Annotated in this window: 14 protein-coding genes; 10 read left to right on the top strand and 4 right to left on the bottom strand. The window is 45.0% G+C overall.

What is annotated here, in order from left to right; genetic code table 11:
* The first annotated feature begins 44 nt into the window (after nucleotides 1–44).
* Complete coding sequence (locus tag LX99_RS20405) at nucleotides 45–971, top strand: bifunctional riboflavin kinase/FAD synthetase (RefSeq protein WP_109609506.1); 927 nt, start codon at nucleotides 45–47, stop codon at nucleotides 969–971.
* A 61-nt stretch (nucleotides 972–1,032) separates the two neighbouring features.
* Here the strand turns inward: LX99_RS20405 and LX99_RS20400 are convergent, their stop codons facing one another.
* A complete protein-coding gene (locus LX99_RS20400) occupies nucleotides 1,033–1,653 on the bottom strand; it encodes a LysE family translocator (RefSeq protein ID WP_109609505.1) in 621 nt (206 codons plus the stop codon).
* 206 nt (nucleotides 1,654–1,859) lie between these two features.
* Between LX99_RS20400 and LX99_RS20395 the strand changes: the two genes are divergently transcribed.
* Complete coding sequence (locus LX99_RS20395; protein ID WP_109609504.1) at nucleotides 1,860–2,786, top strand: cobalamin-binding protein; 927 nt, start codon at nucleotides 1,860–1,862, stop codon at nucleotides 2,784–2,786.
* Between the two features lie 219 nt (nucleotides 2,787–3,005).
* Entirely contained in the window at nucleotides 3,006–5,561 is a 2,556-nt protein-coding gene (locus LX99_RS20390; RefSeq protein WP_109609503.1) for a family 20 glycosylhydrolase, read from the top strand.
* A 190-nt stretch (nucleotides 5,562–5,751) separates the two neighbouring features.
* Here LX99_RS20390 and LX99_RS20385 read toward each other — a convergent pair whose 3' ends face one another.
* Together LX99_RS20385 and LX99_RS20380 are read right to left on the bottom strand one after the other, a co-directional pair.
* Nucleotides 5,752–7,830: a TonB-dependent receptor gene (locus tag LX99_RS20385; RefSeq protein WP_211319063.1), complete on the bottom strand. Its 2,079-nt coding sequence runs from the start codon at nucleotides 7,828–7,830 to the stop codon at nucleotides 5,752–5,754.
* 143 nt (nucleotides 7,831–7,973) lie between these two features.
* Nucleotides 7,974–9,296: a PQQ-dependent sugar dehydrogenase gene (locus tag LX99_RS20380; RefSeq protein ID WP_109609502.1), complete on the bottom strand. Its 1,323-nt coding sequence runs from the start codon at nucleotides 9,294–9,296 to the stop codon at nucleotides 7,974–7,976.
* 200 nt (nucleotides 9,297–9,496) lie between these two features.
* Between LX99_RS20380 and LX99_RS20375 the strand changes: the two genes are divergently transcribed.
* Entirely contained in the window at nucleotides 9,497–11,449 is a 1,953-nt protein-coding gene (locus LX99_RS20375) for a gliding motility-associated C-terminal domain-containing protein (RefSeq protein WP_170122753.1), read from the top strand.
* A gap of 42 nt (nucleotides 11,450–11,491) precedes the next feature.
* On the opposite strand, the gene LX99_RS20370 is transcribed toward LX99_RS20375, so the two are convergent.
* Nucleotides 11,492–12,013, bottom strand: coding sequence for an NADPH-dependent FMN reductase (locus LX99_RS20370; RefSeq protein WP_109609577.1), 522 nt, complete (start codon nucleotides 12,011–12,013; stop codon nucleotides 11,492–11,494).
* Between the two features lie 296 nt (nucleotides 12,014–12,309).
* Between LX99_RS20370 and LX99_RS20365 the strand changes: the two genes are divergently transcribed.
* The 6 genes from LX99_RS20365 (at nucleotide 12,310) to lepB (LX99_RS20340) (ending at nucleotide 18,409) form a co-directional block, all read left to right on the top strand.
* Nucleotides 12,310–13,113 (top strand): ParA family protein, encoded by an 804-nt coding sequence (locus LX99_RS20365; RefSeq protein WP_022830753.1) that lies wholly within the window; start codon nucleotides 12,310–12,312, stop codon nucleotides 13,111–13,113.
* Between the two features lie 3 nt (nucleotides 13,114–13,116).
* Complete coding sequence (locus LX99_RS20360; RefSeq protein WP_022830754.1) at nucleotides 13,117–14,028, top strand: ParB/RepB/Spo0J family partition protein; 912 nt, start codon at nucleotides 13,117–13,119, stop codon at nucleotides 14,026–14,028.
* Between the two features lie 14 nt (nucleotides 14,029–14,042).
* Nucleotides 14,043–14,732, top strand: a complete 690-nt coding sequence (locus LX99_RS20355; protein WP_109609500.1) for a DUF5683 domain-containing protein — start codon at nucleotides 14,043–14,045, stop codon at nucleotides 14,730–14,732.
* 23 nt (nucleotides 14,733–14,755) lie between these two features.
* Entirely contained in the window at nucleotides 14,756–15,505 is a 750-nt protein-coding gene (dapB, locus tag LX99_RS20350; RefSeq protein ID WP_109609499.1) for a 4-hydroxy-tetrahydrodipicolinate reductase, read from the top strand.
* Between the two features lie 258 nt (nucleotides 15,506–15,763).
* Nucleotides 15,764–16,903, top strand: coding sequence for a signal peptidase I (gene lepB, locus LX99_RS20345; protein WP_109609498.1), 1,140 nt, complete (start codon nucleotides 15,764–15,766; stop codon nucleotides 16,901–16,903).
* 21 nt (nucleotides 16,904–16,924) lie between these two features.
* On the top strand, nucleotides 16,925–18,409 hold the full coding sequence (gene lepB / locus LX99_RS20340) for a signal peptidase I (RefSeq protein ID WP_281270982.1): 1,485 nt from the start codon (nucleotides 16,925–16,927) through the stop codon (nucleotides 18,407–18,409).
* Nucleotides 18,410–18,476: the final 67 nt, after the last annotated feature.

The following is an 18,476-nucleotide window of genomic DNA, read 5'->3' as shown; positions in this document are numbered from 1 at the left end:
TTAATCCTGTCGACTAAAAATTAATTTTGTGTTTTACTCAGATAATGAGGGTTTACAATAATATAAACGAATTTACTGCGGTAAATAATGCGGTGGTTACCATTGGTACCTTTGACGGGGTACACATAGGGCACCAGAAAATCATTGCCGGAATTAAAGAACTGGCAGACAGCATTGGCGGCGAAACGGTGATCCTTACCTTTTTTCCTCACCCGCGCATGATTCTGCACCCGGAAGATGAAAGTATTAAGCTGATCACCACTATTGATGAAAAGGCCGAACTGATGGAGCGCCTTGGCGTTAACCACCTGATCATTACCCCCTTCTCACGCGATTTTTCTAACCAGACAGCCGAAGGCTACATCAAAGATGTGCTGGTGAATAAAATAGGTACAAAAAAAATTGTGATAGGCTACGATCACCGTTTTGGTAAAGACCGGCAGGGTGGTTTGGAAGATTTGCAGCGCCTTGGTCCCGTTTACGATTTCGATGTGGTAGAGATTCCCGAGCAGGATATTAACGAAGTGGCCATCAGCTCAACACGCATCCGCAACGCGCTGCTTAACGGCGATATCGACTTGGCTAATACCTGCCTTGGTTACCCGTTTTTTATTACGGGTAAAGTAGTGCGCGGCGACCAGATTGGCAGGCAAATAGGCTATCCTACGGCAAATATCGTAGTTGAAGAAAAATATAAATTGATTCCATCCGATGGTATTTTTGCCGTGAAGGTTAATGTTGCCGGGAAAAAGTACAAGGGAATGGCTTATATAGGCAGCCGCCCAACGGTTAACGGCCTCACCCGAAATATCGAGGTAAATATTTTTGACTTCAGCGAAGAAATCTATAACCAGGCTATCCGCATGGAGTTTCATCACTACATTCGCGGCGATGTGAAATTTGCCTCGCTTGATGAGTTGAAGGCGCAGCTGGCGCAGGATAAGGTGGATGTCCTCAACCTTGATTTTTAGGATTTACAAACATCCGGAATACCATGCGTACAGGTGATACGCCCGAAATAGATCTCTCCCTTTATTTAGAAAAAGTGAGATATGCCTGCTTTACGATGTGATAAATCGCGAAGCCGAAAAACAGCACTGCTATACTGGTATTGATAAGCTTGGTACTGAGCGCAAATTTTTGTTGTATGTACCTGGCGAATTTGGCATAAAGAAAAAGGCACAAAAATGAGCCGCAGGCCGATCCGAGGCTGAAAATTACCAGGGCTACGCGGCCGTCCAAAATCCATTCGTGGGTAATGAGGTAGGTGCCCGTTACCATCCAGAAAGGGATTTGCATCGGGTTTAAAAAGCCAAGCAATATGCCGTATTTGATGCTGGCATGTTCTGAATAGGTTGTTTTGGGTGGCTTATTGCGATGAATCCAGGTAACATAGCCCATAACGCCAAACAGTACTACCATAACCCAATCTATAATAGTAGTAAGGCTCAGTTGCCCCGAAAGCCACCTTGCAGCGTGCATGATGAAATAAGTGAAGAAAAATTCGACTGCCGAAAACGCGGTTATAAAACGTACCGCCTCTTTTAAGCCACGGTTTATAGTGATCTGAGCTAAAGTTAGGTTGATGTTGCCGGGTGGTATATAGCCGATAAAATTAGCTACAAGCCCGATGAAGAATGTTAAAAATATCATCGCCGTAAAGATAGGTTGTTAATGTGCAGATGTGCAAATTTTCAGGTGCGCGGATGTAGGGGTACGAAAATGGATGTATTTAGAGCGTAATAACCGTTCATTGAATGCTATCACCTTCAAATCTGTACATCTCAAATTTGCACATCTGCACATCTGAAATTTGCACCTCTATAATTCTTACATTTGCAATCTTTTAATTTGTTAACATGCCAGCAGAAAAAATAGTTTCGTTATTACCGGCCGCTACCGAGATCATTTGTGCGTTAGGATTGGAACAAAATCTGGTAGGGCGTTCGCATGAATGCGATTTCCCGGAATCGGTAAAACAATTGCCGGTATGTACCGAAGCGAATTTAGCCGATGGTTTAAGCAGTGGCGAAATAGATGTAAGGGTGAAGGAAATCCTGGCCGACGCGCTTTCGGTTTATACCGCAAACCGCGAACAGATCAGGGCGCTTACCCCGGATGTGGTAATAACACAGGCCCAGTGCGAAGTTTGTGCCGTATCACTGAAAGACGTGGAAGCAGCACTTGAAAATTATTTACACAAGAATGCCCGCATCTTCTCTTTACAGCCAAACAGTATTGACGATATTTTTAAAGATATAGCCGATGTTGCCAATGCTCTGAACGTACCGCAGGCCGGAGTCGATTTACTGGAGGAGCTACAGGAGCGCATAGATATCATTAAACATAAGCTTAAGTTTATGGATAGCAAGCCCACCGTGGCCTGTATTGAATGGCTCGATCCGCTGATGATTTCCGGTAACTGGGTGCCCGGTTTGGTGGATATTGCAGGCGGTACCCCCGTTTTGGCACAGCAGGGCAAGCACTCTCCTTATGTTGAATGGGAGGATATTTTACAGCAAGACCCCGATATTATCATATTAATGCCCTGCGGTTTCGGTATTGAACGTACCATGCGCGAAATTAACCTGATTTTGGATCGTCCTGGTTTCGCATCGCTGAAGGCGGTAAAAAATGATCGTTTTTATATTGCCGATGGTAACCATTATTTTAACCGTCCCGGTCCGCGGATTGTAGATTCGGTTGAGATCCTGGCCGAAATCATCCGCCCTAAACAATTCATATTCGGTTACGAGGGTGAGGGCTGGATCAAATTTTCTTTGTAAGTTCTAAGTCAGAAGTCGAAAGTTGTAAGTTCTAAGTTCTAAGTCAGAAGTTCTAAGTCAGGAGTCGAAAATTCCCAGGAACTTTAAACTTCTGACTTTCGACTTCTGACTTAGAACTTCTAACTTTCGACTTCACCTTACTTCACTAATTACTTATTAAAATAATTTAAAAAGTAATTATATTTACCTGTCTGCTATCTCCAGGCACAGTAATCAATTATGAACAAACTTTTTACGATGATGTTAATCGCCGCTGTTTTTGTATGCAGCGGTTTTAAATTTACTGACGATAAAAAACCTGATATTGCCGATCTGTTCATCAACTGGCAGGTGGTTGATAATAACTATCAGAATAAAAACCAGGCTTTAACAGCCCTGGTTATAACCAATAAAAGTCATGAAGTTTTACCCGCCGGGGGGTGGAAAATCTATTTTAACTCGGGCCGGGGCTTTACCAAAAACGCGGTGAGCAATAATGCGGTTATTGAGCAGGTGAACGGCGATTTGTACAGCATCACGCCAACCCCTGGTTTTAAAGATCTGAAACCCGGCGCAAGCGCCCGCATAGAATTTGTATGTGATGACCCGGTGGTGAATATTTCTGATGCACCCGAGGGGCCCTATTTAGTTTGGGATGCACAGCCCGAAAAAGGTTATTCGTTCGGGGCGTACGACATTACGCCATTTAAACCTACATACCAAGGCCTCATCACCCCCGAAATAATTTACGACAGGAATAAAACCGTAGCCGATATCCCGGCCAATCAACTGATAAAAGTTTTCCCTACACCTGCGAGCTATATTATAGGCACCGGGAATTTTACTTTCGCTTCAAACATTCATGTTTTAGCTACAGATCAACGCTTTAATAAAGAAGCATCACTTTTAAATAATTTCGTTCTCACAATTTTGGGCAAAAAAGGTTCTGACCGGTATTCGGATAAAGCGATTTCGCTTCAGTATAAAGCCGGTTTAGGCGATGAAGCTTACGAAATAAGTGTGAAACCTGCTGATGTAGTGATCCGTGCTTCTACCAATACCGGAATGTTTTACGGCATTCAATCGTTTAAAAGCATGGTGCCTGCAAGTGCCTGGGCAAAGGCACCCGCTAATGTACAAATCCCTTGTGTTGAAATTGCCGATGCGCCGCGTTTTGCGCATCGCGCGGTAATGCTGGACGTAGCGCGTAATTTCCAACCTAAAAAAGAGGTTTTAAAATTACTGGAGGCCATGAGCCTGTATAAATTAAATGTACTGCACCTGCATTTAACAGATGATGAAGGTTGGAGAATAGAGATACCCTCCCTGCCTGAGCTTACTTCGGTAGGCGCGAAGCGCGGCCATACGCTGGACAGCAAACATTATTTGCCGCCCTCTCATGGCTCCGGACCAGATATTATCAATGCTGCAGGCAGCGGTTATTATACCAAAGCCGAGTATATCGAAATTTTGAAATATGCTAATGACCGCCATATTACCGTAGTGCCCGAGATTGAAACCCCAGGCCATGCCCGCGCCTCTATCAAAGCGATGAATGCCCGTTACGATCGTTTAATGGCCGAAGGTAGAAAAAATGAAGCAGAAAAAAATTTGCTGTATGATTTGAACGATAAATCAGATTACCGCTCGGTACAATACTGGAATGATAACGTGATTGACGTATCGCTGCCTTCAACCTATAATTTTATCGAAATCGTAGTTAACGATCTGATCGGAACCTATAAAGAAGCAGGCGCACCATTGCCAACCATTCATTTCGGTGGTGATGAGGTTCCCGCCAACGTTTGGGAAAAATCGCCTGCCTACCTGGCTTTGAAGGCCGGTCACCCCGAAATACAAAGCACCAACGATTTGTGGTATTATTTTTACGGCCGTGTTAACGATATACTGAAGAAAAAAGGGATCCTGCTTTCGGGCTGGGAAGAGATGGCCCTGCGCAAAACTACCCTTGATGGCCAGCCTGCTTACGTCCCCAATCCGGATTTTACGAAAGAGCATTTACAGGTTGATGTTTGGAATAACGTTTTGGGTGGCGGACAGGAAGACCTGGCATACCGTTTAGCCAATGCCGGTTATAAAGTAGTGTTAACCTGTGTTACCAACCTATACTTTGATATGGCTAACTACAAATCATTCGATGAGCCTGGTTATTATTGGGGTGCATTTTTGGGGATTGATAAATTTTACTCTTTTATACCATACGATTATTTTAAAAATGCCGATGTGGATAAACAGGGCAACCCTATAAACCGCAACATTTTTATTGGTAAACAACGCCTTACCGACTATGGCAAAAGCAATATAGTCGGCCTGCAGGGGGCACTATGGACCGAAACGGTAAAAAGCCCAGAACGGATGGAATACATGATCTTCCCCCGTTTACTGGGCCTGGCCGAAAGGGCATGGGCACCCGACCCTGCCTGGGCAACGGAAAAGGATCCGATAAAAAGCAAACAGTTATATGATGCCGCCTGGGCTAATTTTCTCAATGTTTTAGGTAAACGCGAGCTGCCCCGTTTAAGTTATTATAATGGCGGTTATGATTACCGCGTACCCAAACCGGGTATCAGCCAGCAGGATGGCAAATACCTGAGCAACGTAGAGTTTCCGGGCTTAACTATCCGTTATACCACCAACGGCAAAGATCCGGATGCCGGAAGTAAGGTTTATACCGGGCCTGTTAATTACAACGGCGGTGTTATTAAGTTCCGCTCTTTTGATGCGAAGGGCAGGGGAGGGAATATTGCCGAGGGAGGAAATAACCTGAATCTGTAATTTGGTTTGCAGTTTGCAAACTAAAAGGCTTTGTGCTTTGCTCAGCAAAACACAAGGCCTTTTTTATTAGACGTACTTATTCGTAAACCACAGTATGTTAGTCTGTAGAAAGAGTTTAGAGGCAGCCCCCGGTTGCGCTGACAATTTGCTTGCTTTAACTATGATCCATGAACCATCAACTATGAACCAGTCAGTACCTGAAGTTCATCCCCGCCGAATAATTCCTCAATGGAGCAGCATTGTAATACCTGTTGCCAACCGCGTTTAGATCATTACCCAGGCTGTATTTTTCATTCAGCAGGTTATCCGCGGCAGCAAATAGTTCCAGGCGGGCTTTGCGCCCAATAAGTGGTTGATAACTCAGTCTTGCCTGTAACAGGTTGTATCGGTTCGCGTAAACGGTAGACGCATCATTAAGCGGGATTCTGGAGGTAAAGTTATGCTGAACAAACAGCGCCATGTTTTCGGGGAACCTGATCTGTACACTGGTTACAAAAACATTTTTAGGTATACCAGTAAGCCTGTTGCCCGAATAGTTGGCATTGGTAACTATATAATCCCTGAACCTGAAATGGCTGTAGGTAAAAGATTCGTTTAACTGCAATCCGCGGATAAACGAATACCTGTTTGGCCGGATCACCCAGTAATAAAGCGATGCCTCGGTACCTAACTGGTTGGTGCCGCCGGCGTTAATGTAATGTTCTGTTTCATCGGCATTAAGGCGGCGCACTATGGCGTTATCCAGCCGGTAATAGTAAACAGAAGCATCCAGCAACAACGTTTCATCGCTGTTGCGCAGGCGAAAACCTGTTTCATAGTTCCACCCGTACTGGGCCTGCAAGTTGGTGTTAACAATGTTATCAGTAGGCCTTACCTCGGCGGTAGTGGGGCTCGAGTAGCCGCGGCTCATACTGGCCCGCCAGGCTAAAGCGTTAATAAACTGGTACGAAAGTGCAAGTCTCGGCATCAGTTGCGCGCTGAAATTACGGTTGGTAAAATCATTTTGCGCGAGGGGATAGATATTTTTAAAATCGTATCCGTAGTTATTTAAGCTTACCGCGGCCTCCATATGCAGGTGTTTATAAATATCGGCAGCATAACGCGCAAATACAAAATGCTGGTTGGTGTGAATATCATCAATAGTTTGAGTGGTATCCTTTACGCCCTGCCTGTTGCCATAGTTGGCTATGTGCGAGTTGGTTTGCTGCCACTCGATGCCAAGGTCTATTTTCCAGTCGAGGTTGGTGTTTTTGTTGCCTGCAAATTCAAAATAGGTTCTGAAGCCATAGGTGTTTTCGCTGCGCTGCTCATAATTGGTGATAAAGGGGTTGGCAAAATCAACACGGTTACCAAAAACAGCAAGTACATTGCGGATGTTGTTGTTAAAATGATACTCGTTTGTTAAACCGCCGAGGTACATCTTAGTGGTGATGCCGATGTGCTGCTGAATAGCGCCGGGCAAGGTTGCGGTTGGCTGGCGCGCCAGTTGCGGATTGGTATTGTATTGGGCCAGGTTAAGGCCGCCGGGAGTTTGATAAGCAAGGTCGGAAAATATGCCCAAGGCTTTCAGCGTATTTTTGCCGCTGTAGTTCCAGCTATCCGCCAGTTGCAGGTAATTGCGGTGGGTATCGCTGTTTTGCCTGTAGCCGTGATAGGTTTGGTAGCTTTGGTTAATGTTAAACGTATTACCGGCAGTTTTAAGCTGGGCATTGGTTTTTTCGTGAAATAAACCGTACGAGCCGCCGCTAAGTCCGGCCGAAATAAAAGTACTGTCATTATACCTGTTTAGCGGACTTAGGATCACCACCCCGCCCGAGTTGGCCCCGAACAAACTGCCGTCCGGGCCTTTCAGTATCTCTACTTTTTGTATGGCTGCAATATCAATGGCGTTCAGGTAGCTGTTGCCGCCGGCATCGGTTAAGGGGATATCATCAAAATAAATTTTAACATCCCTTACGCCAAAAGGCGAGCGCAGCAAGCTTCCCCTTAATGACAGGCGGTAGCTGCCAGGTGAGCGTTCTTCCGTGCGTACCCCCGGCACGGTATTGAGCGCGTTTACAAACGATTGGTCTGGCTGGATGCGGAGCTGCGCCGCCCCAAGTACGCTCACTGATGCCGGTACGTTAATTACGGGTTGCTCGCCCAGGTAACCTTTTACTATAACCGGCTGCAGCCTGGTGGTATCATTTTTAAGTTGAGGTTTTTGCTGCGCGCTAACCATCGCGGCTATAGCTATTGTTGCAATGGTTAATATCGTAGGTTTTAACATAGACGGTGTTCAAGGGATAACCATCAAAAGTAGGTGTTTATACTTACAAAGTGGTTCCCGTGTATGTAATAATCCTGGCATTACGGACATAAAGCAGCAATATGTTTTTTAAAATCCGTTAAAATTTCTCCCTTACAAAACATTCAGAGCGCCTTAACCCGCCATATTTTGTTACCTGCGTCATCTGCTACCAGCAGAGAACCGTCATTAGCTACTGCAACGCCGACTGGCCGCCCGTAAACTTCTTTTCGGGCGCTATCTGCAATAAAGCCTGTTAAAAAATCGGTTACCTGGCCGGTTGGCTTATGGCCGGTAAAAGGCACAAAAACTACTTTGTAACCAACCAGCTTCGAGCTGTTCCATGATCCGTGCTGGCCTATAAAAGCGCCGTTGCGGTATGTTTGCGGAAAGCCGGTGCCGGTATAAAACGCTAACCCTAACGAAGCCGTATGCGCCCCGAGGGCTACATCAGGCATAATAGATTTTTTGATCATTGAAGGGTTAGGATCTTTTTGTTTCACCACCGGATCTTCGTGTTGCCCGAAGTATGCCCAGGGCCAGCCATAAAAACCACCATCCTTTACACTGGTCAGGTAATCAGGAACAAGATGATCGCCAAGGTCATCCCGTTCATTTACCGAAGCGTATAAAATGCCCGTGCCCGGCTGTATGTCAATCCCTGCCGGATTGCGCAGTCCTGAAGCGTAAACACGCTCGCCGCTGCCGTCGGGATTAATTTCAAGGATGTCGGCCCTGCGCTTCTCATGCTCCATGCCATGTTCTGCCACATTACTGCCCGATCCAACCGAAATATATATTTTAGTTCCATCGGCGTTGGCGCGCAGGTTGCGTGTCCAGTGGTTATTGTACCCACCTGCCGGTAAACTGAATATTTTGACACCCGGGGCGGCTTTTGAATAGCCCGTTTGGTATGGGTAACGCCATAAACCATCGGTGTTGGCCACGTAAAGCCAGTTACCCAGTATCAGCATCCCGTAAGGTTGGTTCAGACCGCTCAGAAAAACCGTTTTTGAATCGGGGTGGCCATCACCGTTGGTGTCTTTGAAAAGCAGGATGTTATTGGCGCTTTTGCCGTAATGCTGCGATTGGCCTGCCCCGATAATATCTGCCCCTATTTTCTTTAAACCGCTTAGCTCGGTGTTTGCCTGTGCTACAAAAACATCCCCGTTGGCTGCCACATAAATATTGCGCGGGTTGTCCAGTTCATCCGCATAGAGGCTTACTGAAAACCCGGCGGGGGCAACCGGCGTCTTCCCTTTTGGCCAGCCAATTACCTGGCAAAAGTTTTTTACAGCTTTAGTTTCATAAGGTGCAGGAAGTTTAATTTCCTGCCTGCTTTGGTTTACCACCGTGTGATACCGGTTATAATTGGCATGCGGTTTTTGCCTGCAGGCCACGAGCATAATACAGGCAACCGGAAAGTATACGGCAATTTTATTTATCATTATGGCGGGGATTATATACTAATAGTTAACTTTTGAGCGGATTGCTTGTTTGGCAATATTTAATTGTTTTTAAAAGTGTAATATATTGATGATTAGGTTGCTTTTAGGCAATATCGTAAGCAAAAAAATATATTTTTGATGGCCGGTGAATAACCCCGTGATCAATGCGTTCAAGTACCTCTAAGATAATTTTGCTGTTTATGGCCGTTTTTGCTTTTGTTAATGCAGGAGCGCAGTCTGTGGTTTGCAACGGTAGTTTAGGTGATCCGGTGTTAAAATATACCTTTGGCGCAGGCAGTAACACATACGGGCCGGCTTTGGGAACAGCATTTACGGATTTTGGTTATGTACAAGATTGCCCTGAAGATGGGCAATATACTATACTAAACCATACCAACGTAAGAAATGGGAGCAATAATTGCCATCCCGAGGGCTGGCAAGAGGTTGATCATGATCATACGGGTGATCCCAATGGTTATATGATGCTTGTTAATGCATCTGACTTACCGAGTAAATTTTTTACTTATAATATACCTGATGGAGTACTGTGTCCCGATACAAAGTATGAGTTTTCTGCTTATATTTTGAATCTTATTTTTCAGGCGCATGCTGGTCCGGGCATTTCCCGCCCGGATATTGTTTTTTCGATAACCCAGGCTGATGGCACAACTTTTACGTATGATACCGGTGATATCCCCGAAAGTGTAAATGCAGATGATTGGCGGCGTTACAGCATGCCTTTCAGAACTCCATCGGGCAATACTGCTATAACACTTGTAATGACCAATAAATCGCCGGGCGGCATTGGCAATGATCTGTTACTTGATGATATCGAATTCAGGGCCTGCGGTCCGCTTATTTTATCGGGTTTTAGCAATATCAATAGCAACGCGCCGCAAAGCGCATGCGCGGGCACTTTAAACAGCTATAACCTAATTGCGCAGGTAGGCCCCGATTATATAAATCCGAAATACCAATGGCAGAAAAGTACGGATAACGGTGTGTCATGGGTTGATATAGCGGGCGAAACGCAATTAACATACAACCTGGTGCTTCCGGCAAATGCTCCGGCTGGGAATTATCAATACCGGATAGCCGCGGCTGCCGGAAATAATATTTCATCGGCTAATTGTCGTACTTACTCCAGTCCGCTTACAGTAGTGGTAAATGATAATCCGGTAAACCCGGTGATCCAGCCTGTTTCGGCATGCGAGGGTGAGCCTTTTACAATAAATGCCAGTGGCGGCGCTACTTATGAGTGGACCGGTCCGGGGGTTACCGGCGACAATAAAAATCAGCAGAATTTAACTATTCAACATGCTTCGGCGCAGGATGCCGGCGCTTACCAGGTTAAAATAACTTCGGTGGCAGGCTGTTCTTCTCTTTCAAATACAGTAAATATCAGCGTTAATCAAAAGCCTGTTTTCAGTATTACCGGTACGCGGGCTATTTGTGCCGGTTCCTCAACTGTTTTAAGCGTAGCAGGCCCCCCAAATTTAAAAACATACAGCTGGGTGCCCGCCGACGGGCTGTCGGACGCAGCGGTTGCTAATCCAACGGTGTCGCCTGCTCAAACTACTACCTATAAGGTAACGGTAACCGATGATCATGGCTGCAGCAGCTTTAACGAGGTGACAGTAACCGTAAAGGCTACGCCAATGGTGACTGTTACACCGGTGAAGAAGATTTTTGAGGGGAAATCAACTGTGCTCGATGCCACAGCCACAGACGCCGATACTTATTTATGGACACCTGCTGATGGATTGGATGACCCAACCAGGCTTAATCCGGTCGCGAGCCCAACTAATGATATCACTTACACACTGCACGCTTCATCGGCATTGGGTTGCGGTACTGCCATGGCCGATGTTTTTGTGAAAGTTTTTAAAAAGATAATTATTCCAACAGTATTTACCCCTAACGGCGATGGTACCAACGATACCTGGAATATAGAGGCGCTGGAAACCTATCCGCAATGCGTGGTGAAGGTTTTTAACCGCAACGGGCAGGAAGTTTTTAGCAGTATCGGCTATAGCAAGGCGTGGAATGGCGGCTACCACGGGTATGTACTGCCCTCCGGAACTTATTACTACACAATCGATTTGAAGGACGGGAACCCCATCCGTTCGGGCTGGGTTTTCATAGCGCGGTAAATACTCGTTTACCGGGGGCGAAGCAAAATATTACCGTTATCCTTAAAATGAAATGATCTTATCTATCTGCTCATTTACAAATTTGATGGTATCGGATTTAAACAGGTTGCCATCTTCATCAAACTCTTTGTTAATGGCGGCTATATGTATTTTAAGCGCCATGATATTGAGGTGCAGGTAATGGCAAACGCCGGTAAAATGATCAACCCCGCGAATGTTGCCATACTTGCCGCTTGATAAGCCCACCAGTGCGGCCTTTTTATCATAAAAGCTTTCGGGAAAGTTGCAGGCATCAATAAAAACTTTCAGCACACCCGGAAAGCTGCCGTTGTACTCGGGGATGAGGAATATAAACTTATCGGTATTGCTTACTATTTGCTGGATAGGTTCAAACTCAGGGCTGCGTTTGTTGTACAAGTCGCTTACAATGATATTGTCAGGTAATTGCGCTAATGATAGTATCCCGGCCTCAACTCCTTTCTCTTTAAGCTTTTGCTGATAAATTTTAGCCAGTTTAAGCGTTGAGCTTCCGGGGCGGTTAGTTGAGGATATGATCGTGATCATTGATATGTTAAAAAATTGATAATTAAACTTGCCAAACAAGGTGTTTTTATTTGATAATAGGTTATTATTGAGTAATTTGCCTTTGGTATGATATATATCATAGCCTGAGCCAAGCCTTAAACCAATAACCTGCCAATTCAATAATTATGTTTGTAAATAGGCAAAACCTGTGGAATTCTGCATTATTTAATTCCGTATCTTTATCACCGGATAAAAAACTTTACGAAAGTAGAAATTTCTGTTCCTATTTTTCGTTGTTATAAATCACAGTAATATAAATTTTTTTAAACTATAGAATGAGTAAAATTATTGCGTTGGCTAACCAGAAAGGTGGCGTAGGAAAAACTACATCATCTATAAACCTGGCTGCAAGCTTAGCTGTATTAGATTATAAAACCTTATTGGTTGACGCCGACCCACAGGCTAATTCTACATCGGGTATCGGTTTTGATCCCCGCAATATAAAAAACAGCATTTACGAGTGTATTATCAATGAGGTTGACCCTCATGAGGCCATTCAGAAAACGGATACCCCTAATCTTGATTTGTTGCCGGCCCATATCGACCTGGTAGGTGCCGAAATTGAGATGATTAACCTGAGCGGCCGCGAATATAAAATGAAGCAGGTGTTTGATAAAGTACGCGACGAGTACGATTTTATCATCATTGACTGCTCTCCGTCATTAGGTTTGATCACCATCAACGCTTTAACAGCTGCCGATTCGGTGATTGTACCGGTACAATGCGAATACTTCGCGTTGGAAGGATTGGGTAAATTATTAAACACCATTAAAATTGTGCAATCGCGCTTAAACCCGCAATTGCAGATTGAAGGCATCCTGCTTACTATGTACGATGTGCGTTTACGCCTGAGCAACCAGGTTGTTGACGAGGTGCGTACCCACTTTGAAGATATGGTTTTTGATACCATCATACAACGTAATACCCGCCTGAGCGAAGCGCCAAGCTTTGGCGTATCGGTAATTATGCACGATGCAACCTGTAAAGGCGCGGTAAATTATTTGAACCTGGCACGCGAAATTTTAGCAAAAAACGGTTTGGTTAAAGACGAGCCCGAAACTACAGCAGCAACAGTATAACAAATGAGTGGTGAAAAGAGAAATGCCCTGGGCAAGGGACTGAGCGCGCTGTTGAATGATACGCCTAACGTACAACCATACCAAAACAAAAACAGGGAAACGGCAAGCCCTGCCGAGGTAAACCAGCTTGGTTCGGTAAACGAAATAAAACTGGAGGAAATTGAAGTAAACCCGTTTCAACCCCGCACCGATTTTGACGAGCAGGCGTTGGCTGAACTGGCCGACTCGATCCGCCTGCAAGGGCTGATCCAGCCGATAACCCTGCGTAAATTAAGCGCGCACAAATACCAGCTGATTTCGGGCGAGCGCCGCTTCCGGGCTTCCAAACTGGCGGGTTTAACCCAGGTACCGGCGTATGTACGCACTGCCAACGACCAGCAGATGCTGGAAATGGCCCTGATTGAAAACATTCAGCGCGAAAACCTGAATGCCATTGAGGTAGCCCTCAGTTTTCAGCGGATGATTGAGGAATGTAACCTGAAGCAGGAAGAACTGGGCGACAGGGTGAGCAAAAACCGGTCGACGGTTACCAACTATCTCCGCTTGTTAAGGCTGCCGCCTGTTATACAGGCCTCAATCCGCGATGGGGAGCTTACTATGGGCCACGCCAAGGCTATTTTAACACTTACAGATCCTGCCAAACAAATATTTATACATCAGCATATTATTAAAGAAGGTTTATCCGTTCGTAAAGCTGAAGAACTGGTAAGGGAGATGCAAAAAGCGCCGGTAAAAAAAGAGGGTAAGCAGCCCGAGCCGGTATCGTACCAGTTGCAGAAGATCCAGGACGACCTGGCTTCAAAATTCAGCACAAGGGTAAAACTGAAAGTGGGCAGCCGGGGTAGCGGCGTTATCGAAATCCCCTTCCTTTCGGAAGATGATCTCGGTCGCATCCTGGAGATGCTTGACTGGTAAAGCTATTATCAATAATGTATAAATATCTGTTATTTTTAGGGGTATTCACTTTTTTAGCTTTTGCGGCCAACGCCCAGGTTGATACCTCGGCGGTAAAAAAGGCGGATACTATCCAAAAAGTAAAAACGAAGGCATCCGGAAAGCAGGTGGGATCATTCGCGCCGCGTATCGATCCCGCTAAGGAGAAAATATACCACCCGGATAGTTTGCACAGCCCCCATAAGGCGGTGATGCGCTCGTTAATGCTACCGGGCTGGGGGCAATGGTATAACCGTACCGGCTGGTGGTGGAAAATGCCTGCTATTTACGTTGGTTTAGGCTTGTTTGCCAAAAATATTGTTGATAACCAGCATTATTATAAAGAGTATCTTACTATTTCAAGGTACCGTGCAGGAGTAGTGGCTAAACCTGGCGACCCTTACTACGAGGAATACCTTGCTTTTCAGGGCGTAGTGCCCGATGCCAACCTGAACGACGCACGTGAGAATGCCCGCCGTAACCGCGACCTGAGCATTTTGGGCTTTTTAGGCGTTTGGGGTATCCAGATTATTGATGCCTATATCGATGCCAAGTTCATCCACTCGTACACGGTTGATAACAACCTGTCGTTTAAAGTAGCGCCCGGATTAATTAACCAGCCGGTATATGCACAGGGACTTAATAATAGCTATATTCCGGGTTTAAAAGTTACCTTTACGTTTTAATTAAGGAAAACCAGATAACCGAAATGAAAATAGCGTTACTTGGCTACGGAAAAATGGGTAAGATCATCGAAAAGATAGCCCTGAGCCGCAAGCACGAAATTGTACTGACCATAGATCATGAAACGCTTCATGATCTCACTCCCGAAAATCTTCAGAAAGCCGATGTTGTGATTGAATTTACCACGCCTGCATCGGTATTGGATAATATTAAGCATTGCTTTAACGCAGGCGTACCCGTGGTGGTTGGTACCACCGGCTGGTATGAAAACCTTAAAGAGGTAAAACAACTGTGCGAAGAGAGCGGCAGCTCACTTTTATACGCCTCGAACTTCAGCGTGGGCGTTAACGTGTTTTTTCATGTTAATAAACTGCTTGCTAAAGTGATGAACCGCTATCCTTATTACGAGGTACAGGTTGAAGAAATTCATCATACCCAAAAGCTCGATTCGCCAAGCGGTACGGCTATTACTATCGCTGAAGGGATTATCAACAACACCGACAGCAAAAGCGAGTGGGTAAACGTATTAACCACCGATGATCAGGAAGATGACGCAGATGTTACGCCCAATCAGTTACTGATCGAATCGTTAAGGATTGACAGCGTTCCGGGTACGCACACGGTTATCTACGATTCGGAGGTGGATAGCATCGAGTTTAAGCATACCGCGCATAACCGCAACGGCTTTGCCCTGGGCGCTGTATTGGCGGCTGAGTGGCTGCATGATAAAAAAGGTTTCTATTCGGTAGAGGCCATGTTTGATTTTAATAGTTAATTACTTTTAACACGAATGAGGAATAGCGGCTATAGGTGTTTATATCATTATAGGCCCGCTTTGCCGTTAATACCAGCACATTTTGCCAATAGCAAGCAAATAAAGTTACCTGCCCGGATTTGCAGATAATGATGTTTAACCGCGATCAAATTAACTTTAAGGAACGTAACATTTAACGTGTAACATGTATCTTATACATGAAATATAAACATCAAAAAATCTGCACATTTGCATAGCTGAAACCCGCACATCAAGATTATGAATTGGAAATTCTGGAAAAAGAAAGATACAAACCAGGTAAAAAAGAAAAAGAGCACGCTTCGCGAATGGGGAGATGCCATTATTTTTGCTGTAATAGCCGCCACCCTTATCCGCACCCTGTTTATTGAAGCTTACGTAATTCCCAGCGGTTCGATGGAAAACTCATTGCTGATAGGCGATTACCTTTTTGTAAGTAAGGTAAACTACGGGGCTCGTATGCCAATCACGCCGGTATCTTTCCCGTTTATGCACCATACCACTCCATTTGGCACTAAGGCCTATTGGGATGGGGTAAAGTTACCGTACTACCGTTTGCCTGGTTTAAGCGATATCAAAAAACAGGATATAGTAGTGTTTAACGCCCCGATAGAGGCAGATTCGCCTTATTTCCGCCCGGTTGATAAACGTGAAAATTTGATTAAAAGATGCCAGGGCACGCCGGGCGATACGCTAAGTGTGGTTAACGGGCAGGTTTATATTAACGGCAAAGCGGCAGCTAACCCCGCAAACGGCAAAGAGGCGTATTTTATCGATACCAACGGCGAGGAATTTAACCCTGCGATATTGAATGAATTAAAAATAGAGATCACGGAAAGTTCGCCAACGCGTTACAAGGCATTAATGTCTAAAGCATCGGCAGCAACATTAAAAACCTATTCAAATGTGAAGTCGGTAACTCCGGCCATATCAGCCAGAGGGTTTGATGATCCACTGAACCCGGTATATCCTGTTAAATATCCGAGATATAAAATCACCCCTAAGTTTCCTCATTTTACCTGGAACGTAGATAACTATGGTCCAGTTATCATCCCTAAAAAAGGATGGACTGTGAAGCTGGATAGCCTTACCTTCCCCGTATACGGTCGCGCTATCGAAATCTATGAAAATAATAAGGTAGAAGTTAAAGGCTCGGACATATTTATTGATGGAAAGAAAGCCGATACTTACACCTTTAAAATGAACTATTACTTTATGATGGGCGATAACCGCCATAACTCGGAAGATTCACGTTTCTGGGGTTTTGTGCCCGAAGATCACGTAGTAGGCAAAGCTTTGTTTACCTGGATGAGTATTGACAGCACCGCCACGTTTTTTAATAAGATCCGCTGGAACCGCCTGTTCCGGGGCATACATTAATTTTAATTTAAAAACAGCATAGTGAACGTTGTAGCATTTGTAATTGCATTTATAGTTTTGGTGATACTGCCTTATGTAGGCTTATGGAAGTTGTTTGAAAAGGCCAACCGGCCCGGTTGGGAAGCAATAATACCGCTATATAATTTTTATATCATGCTAAAATTAAGTGGCAGACCTACCTGGTGGTTTGTTTTGCTACTAATACCAGGTTTAGGTTTTTTAATTGCAATAGGGATTATTATCGATTTCGTTAAATCGTATGGTAAATTTGGCTTCGGAGAACATTGTGCGGCCGTTGCTTTAGAGTTTATATATTTTCCAAAATGGGGTTTTGATAAAGACACACGATATTTGGGCCAATCGGCCAGTCCTGAGTTTAGAGAAAAATATAAAAAAGCCCTTAGTAAAAGCCAAATCCGTGAATGGGCCGATGCCATCATTTTCGCGGTGATAGCCGCCACGCTGATCCGTACGCTTTTTATTGAAGCCTATGTGATCCCCAGCGCCTCGATGGAGAGTTCGTTGCTTATCGGCGATTACCTTTTTGTAAGCAAGGTTAATTACGGCGCTCGTTTACCCATGACGCCTGTAGCATTTCCGTTTGCGCATCATACCATGCCGCTTATTAATACTAAAGCTTACTGGGACGGTATTGAATTGCCATATTACCGTTTGCCCGGTTTAAGCGATGTTAAAAAAGGTGACGTGGTGGTATTCAATTACCCCATGGATGCCGATTCGCCGTTGTACCGCCCGGTTGACAAGCGCGAAAATTATATTAAGCGCTGCCAGGGCACACCGGGCGATACTTTAAGTGTGGTTAACGCGCAAGTGTTCATCAATTCTAAACCCGCCGTTACGCCGCCTAAGGGTGAAATGACTTATCTGGTTAAAACTGATGGCAGCGGGTTAAACCCCCAGGTTGCCACAGACCTGCACCTTTCGGATGTTACTGCCGATGGTTTAAGCAGCCCTGAGTTCAAAACCAATACTACCGAAGAGTCTGCCAGGATATTGCGCACCTACGCCGGTATCAAATCAGTAACAATGGAGATCGCGCCCCGCGGTAAATCTGATCCGATGAATGTGGTCTATCCTTCGGCATTTAATAACCCTGTGCTTACACCAAAGATTCCGGACTATAAATGGAACGTAGATAATTTCGGCCCCATCATAGTACCTAAAAAGGGCTGGACGGTAAAGCTGGATAGCCTTACTTACCCCTTGTATGCCCGCTGTATATCGGTATATGAAGGCAATAAGTTTGAAGTAAAAGGTAATGAAATCTGGATTAACGATAAAAAAGCAGACCGCTATACCTTTAAAATGAATTATTACTTTATGATGGGCGATAACCGCCACAACTCGGAAGATTCGCGTTTCTGGGGTTTTGTGCCCGAAGATCATATTGTAGGCAAGGCGCTGTTTATCTGGATGAGCATTGATGATAACGCTTCGTTTATCCATAAAATACGGTGGAGCAGGCTGTTTAACCTGATTCATTAAGCCCCCTAACCCCCTGAAGGGGAACTTAAGCAAAAAGCCGGTTTGCGTAGCAAACCGGCTTTTTGCT

This window comes from Mucilaginibacter oryzae, assembly GCF_003148845.1.
In the GTDB taxonomy this organism is placed as follows: Bacteria; Bacteroidota; Bacteroidia; order Sphingobacteriales; family Sphingobacteriaceae; genus Mucilaginibacter; species Mucilaginibacter oryzae.
Note: the sequence above shows the minus strand (reverse complement) of the source record. Positions and strands in the feature narration are given on the sequence as shown.

What these genes read in the sequence shown, in the direction of transcription:
- LX99_RS20390 (WP_109609503.1), top strand. Translation starts at nt 3,006, where the DNA reads ATGAACAAACTTTTTACGATGATGTTAATCGCCGCTGTTTTTGTATGC.
- LX99_RS20395 (WP_109609504.1), top strand. Translation starts at nt 1,860, where the DNA reads ATGCCAGCAGAAAAAATAGTTTCGTTATTACCGGCCGCTACCGAGATC.
- LX99_RS20360 (WP_022830754.1), top strand. Translation starts at nt 13,117, where the DNA reads ATGAGTGGTGAAAAGAGAAATGCCCTGGGCAAGGGACTGAGCGCGCTG.
- LX99_RS20380 (WP_109609502.1), bottom strand. Translation starts at nt 9,296, where the DNA reads ATGATAAATAAAATTGCCGTATACTTTCCGGTTGCCTGTATTATGCTC.
- LX99_RS20375 (WP_170122753.1), top strand. Translation starts at nt 9,497, where the DNA reads ATGGCCGTTTTTGCTTTTGTTAATGCAGGAGCGCAGTCTGTGGTTTGC.
- LX99_RS20370 (WP_109609577.1), bottom strand. Translation starts at nt 12,013, where the DNA reads ATGATCACGATCATATCCTCAACTAACCGCCCCGGAAGCTCAACGCTT.
- LX99_RS20365 (WP_022830753.1), top strand. Translation starts at nt 12,310, where the DNA reads ATGAGTAAAATTATTGCGTTGGCTAACCAGAAAGGTGGCGTAGGAAAA.
- LX99_RS20385 (WP_211319063.1), bottom strand. Translation starts at nt 7,830, where the DNA reads ATGTTAAAACCTACGATATTAACCATTGCAACAATAGCTATAGCCGCG.
- LX99_RS20355 (WP_109609500.1), top strand. Translation starts at nt 14,043, where the DNA reads ATGTATAAATATCTGTTATTTTTAGGGGTATTCACTTTTTTAGCTTTT.
- lepB (WP_109609498.1), top strand. Translation starts at nt 15,764, where the DNA reads ATGAATTGGAAATTCTGGAAAAAGAAAGATACAAACCAGGTAAAAAAG.
- dapB (WP_109609499.1), top strand. Translation starts at nt 14,756, where the DNA reads ATGAAAATAGCGTTACTTGGCTACGGAAAAATGGGTAAGATCATCGAA.
- LX99_RS20400 (WP_109609505.1), bottom strand. Translation starts at nt 1,653, where the DNA reads ATGATATTTTTAACATTCTTCATCGGGCTTGTAGCTAATTTTATCGGC.
- LX99_RS20405 (WP_109609506.1), top strand. Translation starts at nt 45, where the DNA reads ATGAGGGTTTACAATAATATAAACGAATTTACTGCGGTAAATAATGCG.